We start from the raw sequence: 18,662 nt of genomic DNA on the forward strand, positions 1-18,662 counted from the left end.
CCTGGCACCGGCTGGCGCGGCGTTCAGCATCTGGAGCGTCATCTACGCAGGCCTGGGCGCGTACACCGTCTACCAGTGGTTCCCCTCGCAGCGCACCGCGCGCCGCCAGCGCCGCCTCGGCTGGTGGATTGCCGCGTCAATGCTGCTCAACGCCGCGTGGATCCTGTCGATCCAGGCCGGCCTACTTGGCGGCAGCGTCCTGGTCATTCTCGTCCTGCTCGCAGTGCTGGCTGTTCTCTTCGCCATCTTCACCGCCACGAAGCCCACCTCCACGATCGACGGAATCGTCACGGACGGCACGCTCGGACTCTACCTGGGCTGGGTCTGCGTGGCGGTCTGCGCGAACATCACCGCAGCTCTCGTCGCAGGGGGCTTCGGCGGCTTCGGCATCCCACCGGCGGCCTGGGCCGCAATCGTTCTCGCCGTCGTTGCCGGAATCGGCGTGCTCCTCGCATTTCGCGGCAGCGGACGCTTTGCGATTGCGGCTGCCATCTGTTGGGGGCTGGCCTGGATCGTGGTGGGGCGCACCTTCGGCGCGCCGGAATCGACGACGACGGCGGTTGCGGCAGGACTCGCGGCGGTCACCGTCATCCTCACAACCGTTGCGGTCAGAGCCAGGCGGCGGTCACATCCCGCGACTGGCAGCTGACGCTAGCCTCAGGGCTTCCGCTTCTGCGGATAGGGCGCCTCGTGCCGTGCGAGCATGTCCACGAAGGCCTCGATTCTTTTCCTCCGCCCGGCCTCTGTCTTCAGCTGACCGAGCCGGAAGATGAGCGCGTACCGGTTCTGGGAGGTGAGCACGTCGAACATCGCCTGCGCGTCCGGATTCACCGCTATTGCGGCTGCAAGATCATCCGGCACGACGGCGGTGGCAGACCCCGCATACGCGCGCTCCCACCGGCCGTTGGCCTTTGCCCGTTCGACGGCGGCGCGACCCGCATCCCGCATCTTGCCTTCAGCTTCCAGCCGTTCAATGTGCCCTACATTTCGCAGCGACCAGATGCTCTGCGGCCCGCGAGGCGTGAATCGCTGGAAGCTGCTCTCGCCGTCGCGCTTTCTGGCCTGGCCGTCAATCCAACCGAAACACAACGCCTCGTCGAGGGCAGTAGCCCAGGTCAGGGTGGTCACCGCTCCACCCTTCTTGTGGAGGACCAGCCACACGCCCGACGACGACGCATGGTTCTCCTCCAGCCACACCCGCCAGCGCTGGGCATCGGGCAGGAGGAGTTCGGGCAGTTCAGCGGCCATGGGTTGAGAGTACTGGACGCCGTGTTGCGCTAGATTGCAAGCGGCACATCCAGGTGGAGGAGAAGTAAATGCTCAGGGTACGACCCATCGTTTTCACCCCGAACTTCGACGCCTTCTCGGACCTGTTCACCGCTCTAGGATTGCGCCAGGTCGAGGATGCACCGGGTTGGCGGGTTTTCACCGCGGACAGTGGGCACGTTGCCCTGCACGTTGCACACCAGCCGTCAGTGAGCTTCAGCTTCGAGGTCGGGGCCGTCTCCGAGTTCGCCCGCCGTACCGCTGAGGCGGGGACAGCCGCCGTCGTTATTGACACTGCAGATGGGCCGGCAGTGCAGGTCACCGCAACGGACGGGCGGACATTCCTCGCCTATGAGGCCGCACTCCGCGGTACAGCGCCCGGGGAGGAAGGGCTGGCGGTTATGCCCATCTGGTTGGCGACGAACGTGGCAGCCGCCGCGAAGGTGTTCAGTGACATCGGCGCCCGAAAGCGGTTCAGCTCGGAGGCGGGGTCCCGGGTGGACTTCACGGCGAAGAACGGCGGCCTGATCGCGGTTCACGGAGCCGACAAGGGCAGCACGGAGCTCGCCTTCGAGTTCTCCGGCGACGTGGAGATCCTGCAGCAGCGGCTGCAGGGACCATCCATCCCGTCGACCCTGATCGATGAGAACTACGGGCGATCCCTGCGACTTCCCAACCCGGACGGCGGCGAGATCCGGGTCAAGCAGCGGCAGGAAGACCTCAACGACTACACCGAAAACACCGCTTCCTGAGCGTCCCCCGCTATTCAGCCATTGGCCGAAGTGCAGCGAGTCAGGGACGCCGCAGCCCTTCTCTGCTATAAAACAGAAGGTATGAACCTGCGCACCCCAGACCCCAACCCCGGCTGGCTCAATGAGGATGACCTCTACGAAGCACGCCGCCGGCTGCCCATGGTCTATGTTGAGGCCATCCCGGTCCGATGCGATTCCCTCGGGTATGTCACCGAGGTGGGGTTGCTGCTGCAGGCCAATGACCAGGGCGAGATGGTGCGCACCTTCGTATCCGGCCGCGTGATGTACCGGGAAACTATTCGGGCCGCCCTGCTGCGGCACCTCGAGAAGGACCTCGGGCCCTTCGCGCTCCCCCAGCTGCCGCCGTGCCCCACGCCGTTCACTGTTGCGGAGTATTTCCCCTCCCCCTCCGAGACCGGGTTGACCGATGACCGGCAGCACGCCGTCGCGTTGGCGTACCTCATTCCGGTCACGGGCGAATGCAACCCGCGGCAGGATGCCCTGGAACTGACGTGGCTGACGCCCGAGGAAGCTCTCAGCCCCGCAGTCAGCGCCGAGTTCTCCGGCGGACGCGACAGCCTCCTGCGCCAGGCGCTCGCCTACGCCGGTTGGGGCCGCTGAGGCGTTACCGTTTCTTTATCGACCGGTTCCGTTCGAACCGGGGCAACAGGTGCAGTGAGGCAGGACTTCCCAATGATCGACAGCGACGTGGACGCGCAGCTACAACCGCTCGCCGCCGAGGCCGTGAAGGCCGGCCGCAAACTCCTCCTTCCGGGAGGCGAGCGCACCAGTGAAGTGGTGGACACCGCCGTCGAGCATGATGATTTCGGTGTTCCGGCCATTGTGGTGGCCACGCTTGAGTCGGGTGAAACGGTGCGGATTGCCACCGGATCGACCGTCCAGGCGGAGGCGCCCGATGAACTCGCGCACATCGTCACCGACGAGGGGTCGCCGGAGGCGCTGGTCGCCCACGTCGCCGCCATCCATGCCGAGAGCCCGCGTGTGAATGAGCTGGCCGAACGGCTCACCCGCGGCGTCAATTTCAAGTCGGGCAGCAGTCTGCAGGACATCCGGGACCTCGCGTTGACGCTGTACGTGGACCTCTCCGACGCCACGAGCGCGCTCCGGGTCTGCGACCTGCTCACGGACCAGCCGTTTGACGGCAACTTCGGCCGCTGGAATTTGATCGAGGGCTGCCTGGCGCTCGCTGCGCACCTCACCCAGGACGACGGCGACGGTTCCCGTGCCGCTGGGTATTCAGCTGCGCTTCGAACAGCCGACGACGCCGAGACAGACCCGCTGAAGGCGAAACTCGCTGCTGCAGTGCGTCAGCGGCAGCTGAACGAGCCGAACCTGTATGACCGGGAAATCGCGCGGTCCGCGAAGAACCCCGCGGCCGAGAAGGACTGGCGGGGCCTGCGCCTGACAGTCCTGCTGTACCTGCGGGCGCACGGCGGCTCTGAGACCCTTGGGGCTGAAGCGCTGGACCGGCGCATCGGGCATGAGTTGCTCGCCATTCGTGCACTGAACGGGAAAACCGCCGCCTCTGGTTAGCCTGCAGGTGCGGGAGTAGAGTGGCGCGCATGAGCGAGCAGGCGGATTCCCTCACACAGTCCAGCACCGAACAGCACCCTGCGCAGGAGGTGCCGGTTGCAGATTCAAACCCGTTGAGCGTGCACATCAACGCGGACGCCCGGCAAATCTGGCTCATGCTCCGGGAACCGCGCCTGGTCCGGCAGTGGCACGGCTGGGAAGCCGACACCCTGGACGAGGAAATTCAGTCCATTTTCTTTGCGCCGTCAGTGGTTGAAGGACCCAACCATACGTTCCTGACCGTCAACGGAGGTGACACGTTCCGGATCGAACCGGTGCAGGACGGCTGTGTGGTCACGATTGAGCGGGTTGAAGCCGAGGCTGATGAGATCACGGAGGGCTGGATCACTTTCCTCCAGCAGCTGCGTTTTGCGCTCGAGCGGCACCCCTCCAGCTCCCGGCGCACCGCATTTTTCATGGGTGAGCCGACTGACGGCGGTTCGATCATCGGGAAGCTGAGTGCCGAGCAGCTACAGCAGCCCGGGGACTCCTACTCCCTCAACCTCCCGGACGGGCATGAGCTGACCGGATCGGTGTGGTTCCGCACGGAGAACCAGGTGGGTTTGACGGTCTCGGAGTACGCCGATCATGGCGAGGGGCTGGTGATCCTGGCCGATCAGCCATCTCTCGAAGGCCCGGGGTCCAGCCTCGTCGTCATTTCAACTTATGGTCTGGGAGCGAAGGCGCTGCGCACTGCTTGGGGTAGTTGGGATGCTTTCCGGCGGCAGCACTACCCGTCCTCGGACCCCCTCGAGACCTCGCAGCTGGACAGCTAGCTTCTTCCCTGGCGCGGGCGCCTCCGTCTATTCCTGAGAAGATGGGCGGGTGCCACAATCAGACTTTTCGTTCTCCATCGGTAAACGCCTCAGCGAGACCACCGCGTCCGGCGAGGGCCTGCATGGCCGCACCGGGACCATCACCACTCCCCATGGCGAGATTCAGACGCCGGCCTTCATCGCCGTCGGAACCAAGGCCACCGTGAAGGCAGTGCTCCCGGAGTCCATGAGGGAGGCCGGCGCGCAGGCGCTGCTCGCCAACGCCTACCATCTCTACCTGCAGCCGGGAGCGGACGTTCTTGACGAGGCCGGCGGGCTGGGGAAGTTCATGAACTGGAATGGGCCTACCTTCACCGATTCGGGCGGCTTCCAGGTGATGAGCCTGGGGTCGGGATTCAAGAAGGTCATCACCATGGACTCGGCAGCAGCTGCCGAGCACGCCGGGGATGATGACCGCGTTGCGGTGGGCAAGGAGCGCCTTGCCCACATCGACGACGACGGCGTGTGGTTCGTCTCGCACCTCAACGGAGACCGGCACAGATTCACCCCGGAGATTTCGATGCAGGTGCAGCACCAGCTCGGAGCCGACGTCATGTTCGCGTTCGATGAGCTGACCACCCTGATGAACTCGCGGGGGTATCAGGAGGAGTCTCTGGAGCGGACCCGGTTGTGGGCGGAGCGGTGCATCGCCGAGCATGAGCGGCTGACCGACGTGCGGTCGGACAAGCCGTACCAGGCGCTGTTCGGCGTGATTCAGGGAGCACAGTATGAAGATCTCCGGCGGAAGGCTTCGCGCGATCTCGGGGAGATGAACTTTGACGGGTTCGGTGTTGGAGGCGCACTAGAGAAGGAGAACCTCGGTACCATTTTGGGCTGGTGCGCGGATGAGTTGCCGGAATCGAAGCCGCGGCATCTGCTGGGCATCTCGGAGCCGGACGATCTGTTCACGGGTATTGAGAACGGCGCGGACACCTTTGACTGCGTCTCCCCCACCCGGGTTGCCCGGAACTCAGCGTTCTACGTGCCCGATGGTCGGTGGAACCTGTCCAATGCCCGGTTCAAGCGCGACTTCACGCCCCTCATGGAGGGCTGCGACTGCTACACCTGCACCCACTACACCCGGGCCTACATTCACCACCTGTTCAAGGCCAAGGAGATGGTCTCGGCAACGCTGATCTCGATCCACAACGAGCGGTTTGTGATCCGGATGGTCGACGACGCCCGCGCTGCGATCGAGGACGGAACGTACTTCGATCTCAAGGCCGAGGTGCTGGGCCGCTACTACGCGTCGAAGCGCTAGCTCGCACTCTCGCCCGCGCACCCCGCACCGCCGCGCACCCCGTCTCTTCCGCCCGCGCACCCGCACACCCACCCTCCTCTCCACCCTCCCGCAAAAGCGCCGTTCTTGTGCAGGATCGTGGGGACGTCCCCACGATCCTGCACAACGTCGGCGTCTTTGCGTACTGGACGCAGAGGTTTATCCACAAATGCGCGACGACGGCCACGGGGCCACGCTTCGCCGGTCAAGCTAGTGCAATGGACGCGAACGCATACTCCTGGCTGAGCGGATCGGCCCGTTCCTGGCGTACCACCGAGCTGGAGCAGATGGGGGTCAGCCGCCGCGCGATCACTCGACTGGTCGAGCGGGGCATCCTCGTCCGTCTGCAGGTCAACGCCTATGTGTCAACAAAGTACTGGAGATCCCTGACCGAAGCTGAGCAGGATCGGTTCAGGATCACAGCCCACAGCCGTGCCAGCCATGCGCTGACGCAAGCCGCGTATAGCCATACGTCCGCAGCACGCGTTCACGGCCTCAGCCTGTGGGAAGTGGACAGCAGGATTCACATCACGCAGCCGCTTTCCGGATCATCGCGGGAGCACAACGCTGATGTTGTTCGACACCGAGCAAAGCTGCTGCCCGGCGAGGTGGACATGGTCGACGGGTTGCAGGTTACCTCGCGCGCCCGCACCATTGTGGACTCGGCCAGACTGTTGTCCTACAGGCAGGGGCTGATCACTGCGGATCACGCGCTTCATCTGGGTGTCCAGCGCGCCGAGCTACACCAGGTCCTTCAACGCCAGGCAGGCTACAAGGGCGTACAGATTGCTCGTGAGGTCGTGGAGAATGCCAGCGTCCTGTCTGAGTCAGCGGGTGAGTCCCTTACCGCGCACCTGATAGCCGGCATGCCGATACCCCAGCCGGAACAACAGTTGGTCGTGCGCACCCGATTTGGTGAGCACCGCATCGATTTCGGTTGGCGCGAGCAGAAGCTTGCCCTCGAGTTTGACGGCAAGACAAAGTACTTCGACTACGCTCCGACCCCCGAGGTGCTGTTTCAGGAGCGTCGACGTGAGAAGGCACTCATGGAACAGGGGTGGGTTTTCATCAGGCTCGAGTGGGCGGACCTGTTTCAGGAAGCCACCCGGGGGCGAATTCTGAAAGCGTGGTGGAACTGCACCAGGAGTGCCGCGTAGTGACAGGATCGTGGGGACGTCCCCACGATCCTGCACAACAACGGCACTTTTGCGGAGGGCGGCGCAAGGGGACGGGGTTCTTGACGGGCGCCGCTAGGCGGCCGCGTAGCTCGGTTCCCGACGCTTCACCCAGCGGATGGCCGCGGTCGTGACCGGCAGCAGGAGCACCTCCACCAGCGTCTTGTAGACGAAGCCGAAGAAGAGGTAATTCAGAAACGTCGGGAAATCCGTAATGCCGATCACCGAAGCGGCAATGGCGCAGAAGATCAGCGTGTCAGCGAATTCCCCGACACCGGTCGAGGCGATGAGGCGGGCCACCATGCTGCGCTCGCCGAACCGCGACTTCATCCGCACCAGCACCAGCGAGTTGAGCGTCTGCCCCACAACGAACCCCAGCAGAGACGCGAGCACAATCAGCGGTACCGGACCGAGCGCCAACTCCAGCGCTTCCTGCTTGGCGAGACCAAAGTCATCGTCGAACCCCGGCAGCGCAATGATGACGGCGTAGGCGAGCGATGCAAAGACCGACAGCACAAACGTCACGATGATCCCGAGCCGGGCGGCCTTGAAGCCGTACACCTCGCTGATGACGTCACCGATGATGTACGCGAGCGGGAAGAGGAAGAACCCGCCGTCCGTGATGATGCTGAAGTCGCCGATGATCGGCCCGATCACTACACCTTTCGATGCGCCGATATTGGAAAGGATGACGACGACGGCAAGAACCGCCAGCATGATCGAGAAGTTTGCGCTGCCGGCGGTCGCGTAACGCGCGCGGGCATGGTCCTGCAGTTGAGTCATTGTTTCTCATTCGTGGAAGTGGTTCGCGCAGCCCAAAGGGCCCGCTGTATTAGCACTGTCGCCCGGCTGCCCCCAGGCGTCTGATAATTGTCCCACGACGGCCGGTGAGCGGTCGCGGAGCATCGAATTGAACATGTGCAGGGCCAGTCCCTACATTGAACTGAACACGTTCACAAAGGAGCGGCCGTGCAGCACCTCCACCAGCACGACGACGACGCGCAGCCGGCTCCGCATCATAATGGCGCCGGCCGCGCCCGCCGGGTTGCCTTCGGCCCGTTCGCGCTGCTGACCGGAACGGGGGTCACTCACCTTTTGCTGGCGACTGCTGTCGGCATAAGTTTTGGCTGGTCAATGCCGTGGGAGACGTTTTCCTTCGTAGCGCTTGCAGCCATCTTAGGTATCCCCATCACGGTCGTCGGATTCGGCGTCGCGCTGCTCCTCGGCCTCGCCCTGCGGCCGGTGGCCAATCAGGTGCTGCACATCGCGGCATTCTTCGGGATCTTCGCGCTCCTATCCACGCTCATTACTCTCATCGCGGGCGGCGGCGGATTCGAATCCTTTGCGACGGGTGCTGTGGTCGGGACTGCTGCCGCCGCCGGCCGGGCAAGCGTCTGGAAACTCGTCACGATCTACCCGGAGAAAGCCGAGACACACGTCGCCCTTCGGGATAATCTGCAGCCAACGTCGTTCAGAGCAGCTCGACAGGTGGAGGCAACGATGCAATTTCGCGCTGAGCTCGAATCATCCGGCAAGAACACGGCAGGGTTCGAAGTTCCGGAATCCATCGTCGAGCAACTCGGGGGCGGGAAACACCCGAAGATTGTCGCGACCGTCAACGGCTTCACCTTCCGCACTTCGATCGCGTCAATGGGTGGCCGGTTCATGTTCGGACTCAGCGCGGACAGGCGCCAGGAAGCCGGTGTCCAGGCCGGCGAAGTGCATGATGTCGAGGTGGAACTCGACACAGCCCCACGCGAGGTGGAGGTACCTGAGGACCTTGCGGGCGCGCTCGAGAAGAACCCTGCAGCCAAGGCGTTCTGGGACACCCTCTCCTACAGCAACAAGAGTTGGCACGCGCTGCAGGTCACCGGCGCCAAGAAAGCTGAGACCCGGGCAGCACGGATCGAGAAGTCCGTCGGGATGCTGCACGAGGGCCGGGCACGGTGATGCTGTTGGCGCAAGCCGCGAGGCGTCGGGCAGACTGGTGCAATGGCTACTGACGCACCCGCAATTACGCTGACCATCGCAGGTTCGGAGGCCACCGGCGGCGCCGGCGCGCAGGTGGACCTGAAGACGTTCCAGGTGCTGGGCACCTACGGCATCGCCGCTCTCACCTGCATTGTCTCGTTCGATCCGAAGGACAGCTGGAACCATCGGTTCGTTCCCGTTGATGCCCAGGTCATCGCAGATCAGCTTGAAGCTATCCAGTCCTGCTATGCGATCGGCACCGTGAAGATCGGCATGCTGGGCACTCCGCAAACCATCGACACTGTTGCCGGTGCGCTGAAGTCCCAGGAGTGGAAGAACGTAGTGCTGGATCCCGTGCTGATTTGCAAGGGCCAGGAGCCTGGCGCGGCACTCGACACTGATCAGGCGCTGAAGGCGAACATCCTGCCCCTGGCAACGTTCGTCACGCCGAACCACTTCGAGGCGGAGTCGCTCGCGGGAATCGAGATCCGTTCGGTGGAGGATCTGAAGGAAGCGGCGCGGCGCATCCATGAGGCAAGCGGCGCCGTCGTACTGGCGAAAGGTGGCGTGAGGCTGGAAGGCAGCGACGCCGTGGATGTCTATTACGACGGCGAGACGCTGGAAGTTCTCAGCGCCCCCAAGGTGGGGAACGTCGCAGTCAGCGGTGCCGGCTGCACGCTTGCGGCCGCGGTCGCTGCGGAGCTGGCCAAGGGTGCAGCGCCGCTGGAAGCCGCCCGTACTGCCAAGGCTTTCGTGACCGAGGGGATCAGGAACAGGGTCTCTTCGAACGCACCGTTCGATGCGGTCTGGCAGGGCGGCGCTGCGGCCGTCTAGCGCCGCGTAGAAAAATCTCGGCCGTTTAGCTACCTTAACGAACCAAATCCGTTGACTTGTGACTCGTGACACATGAAGCTGTAAGGGTGAAGCCTGAACGGGCTTCACATCTCTGCTGGCACCCATCGCAACACATGGAATAACACTCACACCGGTCTTGGCCGTGCCAGCAGTGCTGCGGGGGGCTAGGAATGGACTCAAGCGGTATGGGCCTTGACTCTTCCTTCGTAAGGAGCAGCATGAGCAAGTCATACCGCCGGAGATCAGGAAGGGCTGTGCTGGCGTCGCTGACCGGCCTCGCCCTGGCCTCCAGCATGTGGGCACCGGCTTCGGCAGTACAGGCGCCGGATTCCGACAGCCCCACCGCTGAGGGAATAACGCTTCAGCCCGCAATCGATTCCAAAATCAGCCGGGACCTCGCCGAGAAAACGGGAACGACGGCGGCCTACGTCCAGTTCGCTGGCAAGGGAGCCTTTGAGCAGACGCAGCCGGCTGAAGTACGCAGCAACGGGTTCACCACGCCGATTCAGCGGACCGACCGCGTTCTTGAAATCCGTGCCGGCATCCAGGCACAAGCGGACGAGGTGGCAGCCGAAGCCGGCGCTTCCCAGCTGTACACCACCACCAACACCCTTCCCGGCGTCGCCATCCAGGGCGATGCTGAGGCAATCAAGGCGCTCGCTGCCCGTCCGGACGTCGTGAAGATCACCGGAATAGTCCCCAAAACCATCGAGAACAAGGGCGCGGATATTGACACTCGCGCGCTCGAAGCATGGACGGCCCGGGACAATACCGGCGAGGGAATCACCATTGCCGTGCTGGACACCGGTCTTGACTACACCCATGCGGGCTTCGGCGGACCGGGCACCATCGAGGCCTTCAATCAGGCCAAGGCTGATGCCGAACCTGATCCCGCGCTCTACGATGCCGCCAAGTTCCTCGGCGGTTATGACCTAGTGGGCGATGCCTACGACGCCGGCTCAACCGATCCCGCACGCACAATTCCCCAGCCGGACCTCAATCCCCTTGACTGCCAGAGCCACGGATCACACGTTGCAGGCACCTCTTCGGGTTATGGAGTCAACGCTGACGGCACCACGTTCGAAGGTGACTACAGCACCCTCACGGCGGAGACCGTCAACGAGATGCGAATCGGCCCGGGATCTGCCCCTGAGTCCGGCATTGTTGCCCTCCGCGTTTTCGGTTGCGAGGGTTCAAGCCTCGTGGTGGGAAAGGCCCTGGACTACGTCCTGGACCCCAACGGCGACGGCAACTTCGACGACCGCGCACAGGTAGTCAACATGTCGCTGGGCTCCTCCTTCCCGGCGTACGACGATCCCGAAAACGACATTGTCAATGAACTGACCGAACAGGGCGTCCTGTCGGTCGTATCCTCCGGTAACGACGGCGATGTCTACGACATCGGCGGCTCACCCGGCAGCGCCGAATCCGCACTGACTGTTGCGGCCAGCGTTGGTTCCCAGGTAACCCTGGACCGCGTTGATGTTCTGGCACCCGAGGCCGTGGCGGGACCTGCTTCCGGGCAGTACACCGTCAACTTCGATTACGCCGCTGAAGGAGTTACTCCCGAAACGCTTCGGGGTGAAGTGGTCGTGGGACCTGACGGAGCCAACAATGACGGCTGCGACGCCCTGCCTGTGGCCGGAGCCAACGCCGGCAAATGGGTGTGGCTGTTCTGGGATGACAATGACACCACTCGTGACTGCGGCTCAGCCGATCGGTGGAACAACGCTGCGACAGCCGGGTACGCCGGCGTCGTCATCGGCACAACGCTTGACGTGTTCCCTGCCGGTATCGGCGGCAACGACAAGATCCCGGGCCTCCAGCTCACCGCCGCTGACACCGCCAGGCTGATGCCGGCGGCGGAGGCGGGAACGCTTGTCCTCCAGCTCGACCCCTCGTATCAGGCAACGGCTACCGGACCCTCCAACGCGAAGGACACCCTTGCGGCGTTCTCCTCGCGGGGCGTCCATGGCTCCAACGGCGTGGTCAAGCCGGATGTGACTGCTCCCGGTGTTTCCATTGGCTCAGTTCAGGTAGGAACCGGCAACGGGGCCTCGACGAAGAGCGGCACCTCGATGGCCGCACCTCACACGGCAGGCATTGCTGCGCTGGTCCTCTCCGCGAACGAGTACAACCCGTACCAGGCCAAGAGCGTCATCATGAACACGGCGACGCATGATCTCCTGACTGCAGATGGAATTCCCTACGCACCGAACCGCGTGGGATCCGGACGCGTTGACGCGATGCAAGCCCTGGAAACATCCGTTCTGGCCTACGCGACGGAGCAGCCGGCCCTCACCTCGGTAAACTTCGGCGTGCTGGAACTCGGCACTGAAGCTCTGACGGTCACCAAGCAGGTCACCGTCCAGAACACGTCCAATGCTCCGGTCACTTATGACGCCAGCTACCTTGCAGCGTCGACAATGCCTGGCGTTGCCATCTCGGTGTCACCAGCGGTGATCACTGTTCCGGCCAACAACCCGGCAACGCTGACCGTCACACTGACGATTGCCGATCCTGCGGCTCTCGCCAAAACAATCGATCCGGCGGCAGAAGAGATTCAGGCCGGCATTCCGCGTCAGTACCTCGCCGACGTTTCCGGCCGGATTCAGCTCCTCGGCGCTGATGGGCAGGAACTTCGTGTGCCCGTCTACTCGGCACCGAAGCCCACCTCGGATATTTCGGCCGGAACTGAAATTGCCTTCGACGGCGCCTCTGACCTCCTGAGCAGCATTGCACTCGAAGGCCGCGGGCTCTCGCAGGGAGTTCCTGGAGAATCCGCCTACCAGTCCATCGTTTCACCGCTGGTCCTCGGCGCTGAGAGCCCCAAGGCAGCGGAGCGTCCGCTTGAGTCTCTCTACTCGTTTGACCTCCGCGCAGTAGGCGCTGCCTCAACGGTTCCGGCGCTGGTTGATGCTGCCGGAGACCCGACAACCGGTGTGCTGAACTTCGGTATCAGCACCTGGCAGAACTGGGCGCAGCTCGGCGGCAACAACGGAGTGTCAATCGAGCTCGATACCGACGGCGACAGCACGGTCGATTACGTTGTCCAGACCCTCCGTTACTCGGATCTTGGTCCCGGAGCTCCAACACTGGACATGATCCTGTTCGAGGTTGTCACCATTGATGATGCGGGAGCACCCGTCTTTGATACCGACCTCTACTTCGCCAACGGGGTGGACGGCAGTGTGGACACCAACACGTTCGACACCAACGTTGTGACCCTTCCGGTTCCGGTAACGGAGCTGGGTATGAACGCCGCAACGCTGGGCGCCTCGGCGCCGATCAAGTACCGGGTGTCGACGGCGAGCGCTTTCAACGTTGACGAGAACGGTGTTTCCGGTGGCCCGGTCGACACCACCGACTGGATCGACTTCAACGTCACCGAACCGGCACTGTGGTTCGAGGGCGGCGAGCCGGCAGCGGCGTCCTTCGCTTCGGCGGCTGGAGTCACACTGAACGTCAACCGCCAGGAGTCCGTCACGGACGCCAAGGCGCTGTTCATTCATCACCACAATGCAACGGGTGACAAGCAGGAGATCGTCCCGATTTCGGTCGCGGGTGCAACCGTCAACGAAGACCTGGATGGTGACGGCAATCCGGATGTGGTTGTCCGCAACTCCGCCGGCCAACTGCTGCTCTACCCGGGCAACGGCACCGGTGGGTTCCTGAAGAGCCGGGTCATCGGTACGGGCTGGAACTCCATGAACGCCATCCTGATTCCGGGTGACTGGGACGGCGACGGCAACTCCGACGTCATCTCTCGGGACAGTTCCGGACGCCTGTGGCTGTACAAGGGCACCGGTACCGGCACGGTCACGGGAAAGACGCAGATCGGGCAAGGCTGGAGCGGCTTGACCATGGTCACCCCGGGTGACTGGGATGGCGACGGCAACGTTGACCTGATTGCCCGTCTTGGTGACGGCAAGCTGCGACTCTACCCGGGCAATGGTGCAGGCGGCTTCCTGACGCCGGCCCAGATCGGATCGGGCTGGAACGGCTTCACCATCGTTGGTCCGGGCGACTTCAACGGCGACACCGCCGCTGATCTCCTGGCCCGCGACTCCGCCGGCAAGCTGTTCCTCTACCCGGGCACCGGAACCGGTGGCTTCGGCACCCGGACGCAGCCGGGCCAGGGCTGGAACAACTTCACCCTCGTTGCCCCCGGCGATTTCGACGGGGACAGCAACGCGGATCTTCTGGCGCGTGACTCCGCCGGCAAGCTGTTCCTCTACTCGGGAAATGGCACCGGTGGCTTCGCGGGCAAGGTCCAGAACGGAACCGGTTGGGGCGGTTTCACCTGGATGGTGCCGTAACCTCACCGTTGAGTAGGTAGGTACTGATCGAAGAAACCCCCGGTCCAAAAAATGGGCCGGGGGTTTCTTTTTGCCGGACTCGAAAGGTCAGGCGGACTCCGCACGCTCAGCGAGCCGGGCGCGGTACGCCGCCGCCGCAGCCCGGTTCCCGCAACCCGATTCGCAGAAGCGCCGCGACCGATTCTTCGACAGATCCACCAGCACATTTCCGCAGTCGGGTGACGCGCACGTCCGAAGCCGGCTCAACTCCTGGCTACGCACGAGGTCGACGAAGGCCATCGCCGCCTCCACAGCCATTCGCGCCGACAGCGGCGCCTCCCGCGGGACTGCGTGGATGTGGTAATCCCAGGAATCATGCCGCACCAGCTGCGGCAGGGCGTTGAACTCGCGCAGCAGGGAGTTCACCGTCTCCACCACGTAGTCCTCATCGCCGTCCCATAAGGCGCGCAAACGCGGGCGAAGGCGACGGACGGCGCCCAGTTCTGCGTCATCGAGCGCGAGGTTACCGGTCCAGTTCCAGTTCCGGGCAAACCGGTGCAGGGAGCCGACGTCGGGAAGCTGCTCCCCATCCTCGGTATTCACGAGCGCGGCCGCGCTGCGCAAACCCTCTTCAGTGTCATTGGCAAAAAGCATGAGGCTCCTGTCAGTCTCGCTCCAGACTAGCCCGAGTGCGCCTGCAGGAAGGAGTACACCTCGGTCTCGTCAACACCGGGAAATGCGCCGGGCGGCATGGCCGCCAGCAGGTGGGAGTGCGCACGCGCGCTGGGCCAGGCGAAGCCTGACCACTCACCCGCCAATGACGACGGCGGCAGCTTGCAGCATGATTCCTCCGGACAGCGGGACTCACCACGGATGGAAGTTTCACGTCCGCGGAACCACTTCACATGCGCATAGGGCACGCCGACGCTGAGGGAGAACTCGCCGGCAGCGGCCCGCTCGGTGCGGGCAGTGCACCAGTAGGTGCCGCTCGGTGTGTCGGTGTACTGGCTGTAGGCGGAAAAGCGGTCCGGAACATCGAACACCACGCGGGACGTCCACTTCCTGCACGAGGGCTGGCCCTCGATGGCGCCGGTGTGATCCTGCGGAAAGGTCACGCCGTCGTTCTCGTAGGCCTTGTAAATGATCCCGCTCTGGTGGGTCTTTTGGAAGTGGGTGGGGATGCCCAGGTGCTGGGTTGCGAGGTTGGTGAACCGGTGGGCCGCGGTCTCATAGGAGACGGCGAACGCGTCCCGAACGTCCTCGACCGCGATCTCTTTGGCGGACTTTGCCGTCTGGAGGAAATCGACCGTTGCCTTCTCGGGCAGCAGGAGCGCCGCCGCGAAGTAGTTCGTGGCCACCCGCTGCCTCAGAAACTCCCGATAGTTTTCCGGTGTCTCATGCTGCAGAACGTAGTGGCCGAGAGCCTGCAGCAGGACCGACCGCGGGTCATGGTCCGTCCGTTGCGACTGCGTGAGATAGATACGCCGGTTCTTCAGATCCGTCACCGATCGGGTGGAATGCGGCAGGTCCCCCACATGGTGCAACGTGAACCCGAGATGCGCAGCGATATCGGCGATGAGGTGCTGCGAGAGCGGCCCGCTGGTGTGGCCGACGGAGGCAAGGACCTTCTGTGCCTCGGCCTCGATATCCGGGAAATAGTTGTTCTGCCTGCGCATGATGCCGCGGAGCTCGGCGTTGGCGCGGCGGGCCTCCTCCGGCGTTGCCACCTGCTCATTTAACCGGCGCTCGAGCTCCGCCTGCAGACCCACCAACGCTTCAAGGGCCTCCATCGGCAGCCGCGCCGACGTGCGGACTTTCGGCAGCCCGAGCGACTCGTACAGCGGACCCCGCTGAGCCCGCTCGAGGGCGATCTCCAACGCAGCCCGCCGGCTGGGCGGTTCCGCACCCAGCAGTTGGTCGATGCTCACCCCGAGCGCTTTCGCGAGCGACTGCAGCATGCCCAACCGGGGCTCACGCTTGCCGTTCTCCATCAATGAGAGCTGGGACGGCGCTGTCCCGACGACGGCGCCCAGCTCCTCCAGCGTCATGCGCCGGCTCTTGCGGAGGTGCCGCAGGCGGCGGCCGAGGCTGATCGCGTCCTCACCCTCGGGAACGGATTCAAGTTCGGGCTGCCGGGTGCGATTCCAGCTCGAAGTAGTCATTTCTTGACGATACGCGAAGAAATGCGTTTCTTTCCATAGGTTTGCTCTGGTTCGGGGGTGCAGGATGCTGAATCGTTGCTCTCACCAGCAGTTACCGCAGAGGCACCAACGCCTCCCGGAAGGAGAAACGCAATGACGCAGGAAGCCGGAACCCCAGGCAGCAATACCCGCACCGAAGCGGTCCACGAACTCGAGCTGGAGTGGGCAGCTGATCCGCGTTGGGAAGGGATCCAGCGTGATTACTCGGCCGCCGACGTCGTACGCCTTCGTGGAAGCGTCCAGGAGGAACACACACTCGCCCGCCGGGGCGCCGAGAAGTTGTGGCAGCAGCTCACCACCCAGGCAGAAACGGGCGAATACACCCACGCCCTCGGCGCACTGACCGGCAACCAGGCAGTGCAGCAGGTGAAGGCCGGGCTGAAGGCCATCTACCTGTCCGGTTGGCAGGTTGCAGCCGACGCCAATCTTTCCGGCCAGACATACCCGGACCAGTCGCTGTACCCGGCCAACTCGGTCCCACAGGTGGTGCGCCGCATCAACAACGCGCTGCAGCGTGCGGACCAGATCGAGTGGGCAGAAGGGACGCAGTCAGTCGAAGACTGGCTCGTGCCGATCGTCGCAGACGCAGAGGCCGGGTTCGGCGGGCCGCTCAACGCGTTCGAGCTGATGAAGTCGATGATCGTAGCCGGCGCTTCAGGCGTGCACTGGGAAGACCAGCTGGCGTCCGAGAAGAAGTGCGGGCACCTCGGCGGCAAGGTCCTCATCCCCACGCAACAGCACGTCCGCACGCTGAACGCGGCGAGACTGGCAGCCGACGTCGCCGGCGTTCCATCGGTCATCGTGGCCCGGACCGACGCCGAAGCGGCGACACTTCTCACGTCCGACGTCGACGAGCGGGACCGCCCGTTCCTCACCGGAGGACGCACACCGGAAGGGTTTTACGAGGTCCGCAACGGAATCGATCCCTGCATTACGCGGGCACACGCCTACGCTCCGTACGCGGACCTGATCTGGATGGAAACCGGCACCCCGGACCTTGAGCTCGCCAGGCGCTTCGCTGAGTCCGTCAAGACCGAGTTTCCCGATCAGATGCTCGCCTACAACTGCTCGCCGTCGTTCAACTGGCGCAAGCACCTCGACGACGCGACCATCGCCAAGTTCCAGCGCGAGCTCGGCGCCATGGGTTTCACCTTCCAGTTCATCACCCTCGCCGGGTTCCATGCGCTGAACTACTCGATGTTCGACCTCGCCCACGGCTACGCGGCCGACGGCATGAGCGCCTACGTGGAACTTCAGGAAAAGGAATTCGCCTCTGAAGCACGCGGCTACACCGCCACACGCCACCAGCGCGAGGTCGGCACCGGTTACTTCGACCAGGTGGCAAGCGCCCTCAACCCCAAGGGCAGCACCCTGGCCCTCGCCGGCTCCACCGAGACCCAGCAGTTCCACTAAACCCCTCCCCGTTTTGAAGGAGCACCTTCCATGAACACACACGGCATCAGGCTGACCGCACCGCCCATCCCCCGCCAGGACGAAATCCTCACCCCCGAAGCGCTCAATTTCCTCAGCGAACTCCACGCCTTCGCCGAGCCACGACGCCAGGAGCTGCTCCAGCGGCGCAGGGAAACCCGGAACCGGATCGCGCGCGGCGAGGACCCGCGATTCCTGGCCCACACCGCACACATCAGGAACGACGGCGGCTGGCAGGTTGCGCCCCCGGCTCCCGGCTTGGAGGACCGCCGGGTCGAAATCACCGGTCCGGTGGACCGCAAGATGACGGTCAACGCCCTGAACTCCGGCGCCAACGTATGGCTGGCGGACCTCGAAGATTCGCTGACCCCCACCTGGCCCAACGTCATCAACGGACAGCTCAACCTGCATGACGCGTTGCGACGCCGCATCGACTTCACCACCGAGGAGGGCAGGGAGTACCGGCTCGGCGAAAAGCTGCCCACCGTCGTCGTGCGTCCGCGGGGCTGGCATCTGCCGGAGCAGCATCTGCTGGTCGACGGCGAACCGCTCTCGGGCAGCATCGTGGACTTCGGGCTCTACTTCTTCCACAACGCCCACCGGCTGATCGATTCCGGCCGAGGACCCTACTTCTACCTGCCGAAGCTGGAGAACCACCTCGAAGCGCGGCTGTGGAACGACATCTTTCTCCGCTCCCAGCAGCTGCTCGGCATCCCCCGCGGCACCATCCGCGCCACCGTGCTCATCGAGACCATCACCGCCGCCTTCGAGATGGAGGAGATCCTCTACGAACTCCGCGAGCACTCGTCCGGCCTGAATGCCGGGCGGTGGGACTACATCTTCTCGCTCATCAAGAACTTCCGGCTCCGTGGCCCCCGCTTTGTCCTGCCTGACCGGACCATGGTCACCATGACCGCCCCGTTCATGCGGGCCTACACCGAGCAGTTGGTGCGCGCCTGCCACCGGCGCGGCGCCCACGCCATCGGCGGACCCGCCGCCTTCGTTCCCAGCCGCCGCGATGACGCC

16 protein-coding genes are annotated in these 18,662 nt (G+C 64.2%); 12 read left to right on the forward strand and 4 right to left on the reverse strand.

What is annotated here, in order from left to right:
- Positions 1-649, forward strand: a 649-nt coding sequence (locus tag P4U43_RS14755) for a tryptophan-rich sensory protein (RefSeq protein ID WP_277359411.1), incomplete at its 5' end; no start/stop codon positions are given.
- A gap of 8 nt (positions 650-657) precedes the next feature.
- Here the strand turns inward: P4U43_RS14755 and P4U43_RS14760 are convergent.
- On the reverse strand, positions 658-1,248 hold the full coding sequence (locus P4U43_RS14760; protein ID WP_277359412.1) for a YdeI/OmpD-associated family protein: 591 nt from the start codon (positions 1,246-1,248) through the stop codon (positions 658-660).
- Positions 1,249-1,316: 68 nt separating this feature from the next.
- Here P4U43_RS14760 and P4U43_RS14765 point away from each other — a divergent pair, with 68 nt between their 5' ends.
- From P4U43_RS14765 to P4U43_RS14790, 6 genes are all read left to right on the forward strand, one after another.
- Entirely contained in the window at positions 1,317-2,018 is a 702-nt protein-coding gene (locus tag P4U43_RS14765; protein ID WP_277359413.1) for a VOC family protein, read from the forward strand.
- An 81-nt stretch (positions 2,019-2,099) separates the two neighbouring features.
- On the forward strand, positions 2,100-2,639 hold the full coding sequence (locus tag P4U43_RS14770) for an NUDIX hydrolase family protein (protein WP_056546148.1): 540 nt from the start codon (positions 2,100-2,102) through the stop codon (positions 2,637-2,639).
- Positions 2,640-2,711: 72 nt separating this feature from the next.
- Positions 2,712-3,572: a DUF6707 family protein gene (locus P4U43_RS14775; protein ID WP_277359414.1), complete on the forward strand. Its 861-nt coding sequence runs from the start codon at positions 2,712-2,714 to the stop codon at positions 3,570-3,572.
- A 29-nt stretch (positions 3,573-3,601) separates the two neighbouring features.
- Positions 3,602-4,387, forward strand: coding sequence for an SRPBCC domain-containing protein (locus P4U43_RS14780; RefSeq protein ID WP_277359415.1), 786 nt, complete (start codon positions 3,602-3,604; stop codon positions 4,385-4,387).
- A 49-nt stretch (positions 4,388-4,436) separates the two neighbouring features.
- Complete coding sequence (tgt, locus tag P4U43_RS14785; RefSeq protein ID WP_277359416.1) at positions 4,437-5,687, forward strand: tRNA guanosine(34) transglycosylase Tgt; 1,251 nt, start codon at positions 4,437-4,439, stop codon at positions 5,685-5,687.
- A 236-nt stretch (positions 5,688-5,923) separates the two neighbouring features.
- Positions 5,924-6,862, forward strand: a complete 939-nt coding sequence (locus tag P4U43_RS14790) for a type IV toxin-antitoxin system AbiEi family antitoxin domain-containing protein (protein WP_277359417.1) — start codon at positions 5,924-5,926, stop codon at positions 6,860-6,862.
- A gap of 93 nt (positions 6,863-6,955) precedes the next feature.
- Here P4U43_RS14790 and P4U43_RS14795 read toward each other — a convergent pair whose 3' ends face one another.
- Positions 6,956-7,663, reverse strand: coding sequence for a queuosine precursor transporter (locus tag P4U43_RS14795; RefSeq protein WP_277359418.1), 708 nt, complete (start codon positions 7,661-7,663; stop codon positions 6,956-6,958).
- Between the two features lie 186 nt (positions 7,664-7,849).
- Here P4U43_RS14795 and P4U43_RS14800 point away from each other — a divergent pair, with 186 nt between their 5' ends.
- The 3 genes from P4U43_RS14800 to P4U43_RS14810 all read left to right on the forward strand — a co-directional run bounded on the left by P4U43_RS14800 (position 7,850) and on the right by P4U43_RS14810 (position 14,025).
- Positions 7,850-8,830, forward strand: coding sequence for a YdeI/OmpD-associated family protein (locus P4U43_RS14800; protein WP_277359419.1), 981 nt, complete (start codon positions 7,850-7,852; stop codon positions 8,828-8,830).
- Positions 8,831-8,872: 42 nt separating this feature from the next.
- Positions 8,873-9,685: a bifunctional hydroxymethylpyrimidine kinase/phosphomethylpyrimidine kinase gene (gene thiD / locus P4U43_RS14805; protein WP_277359420.1), complete on the forward strand. Its 813-nt coding sequence runs from the start codon at positions 8,873-8,875 to the stop codon at positions 9,683-9,685.
- Positions 9,686-9,924: 239 nt separating this feature from the next.
- Entirely contained in the window at positions 9,925-14,025 is a 4,101-nt protein-coding gene (locus P4U43_RS14810; RefSeq protein ID WP_277359421.1) for a S8 family serine peptidase, read from the forward strand.
- An 87-nt stretch (positions 14,026-14,112) separates the two neighbouring features.
- On the opposite strand, the gene P4U43_RS14815 is transcribed toward P4U43_RS14810, so the two are convergent.
- Positions 14,113-14,658, reverse strand: coding sequence for a CGNR zinc finger domain-containing protein (locus tag P4U43_RS14815; RefSeq protein ID WP_277359422.1), 546 nt, complete (start codon positions 14,656-14,658; stop codon positions 14,113-14,115).
- Between the two features lie 26 nt (positions 14,659-14,684).
- Complete coding sequence (locus P4U43_RS14820; protein ID WP_277359423.1) at positions 14,685-16,166, reverse strand: helix-turn-helix domain-containing protein; 1,482 nt, start codon at positions 16,164-16,166, stop codon at positions 14,685-14,687.
- A gap of 132 nt (positions 16,167-16,298) precedes the next feature.
- On the opposite strand from P4U43_RS14820, the gene aceA reads away from it, so the two are divergent.
- Both aceA and P4U43_RS14830 read left to right on the forward strand, forming a co-directional pair.
- Positions 16,299-17,618 (forward strand): isocitrate lyase, encoded by a 1,320-nt coding sequence (gene aceA, locus P4U43_RS14825; protein ID WP_277359424.1) that lies wholly within the window; start codon positions 16,299-16,301, stop codon positions 17,616-17,618.
- Positions 17,619-17,648: 30 nt separating this feature from the next.
- The coding region (locus P4U43_RS14830; RefSeq protein ID WP_404800752.1) for a malate synthase at positions 17,649-18,662 on the forward strand (1,014 nt) is incomplete at its 3' end.

This window comes from Arthrobacter vasquezii (assembly GCF_029455255.1).
Taxonomy (GTDB): domain Bacteria; phylum Actinomycetota; class Actinomycetes; order Actinomycetales; family Micrococcaceae; genus Arthrobacter_D; species Arthrobacter_D parietis.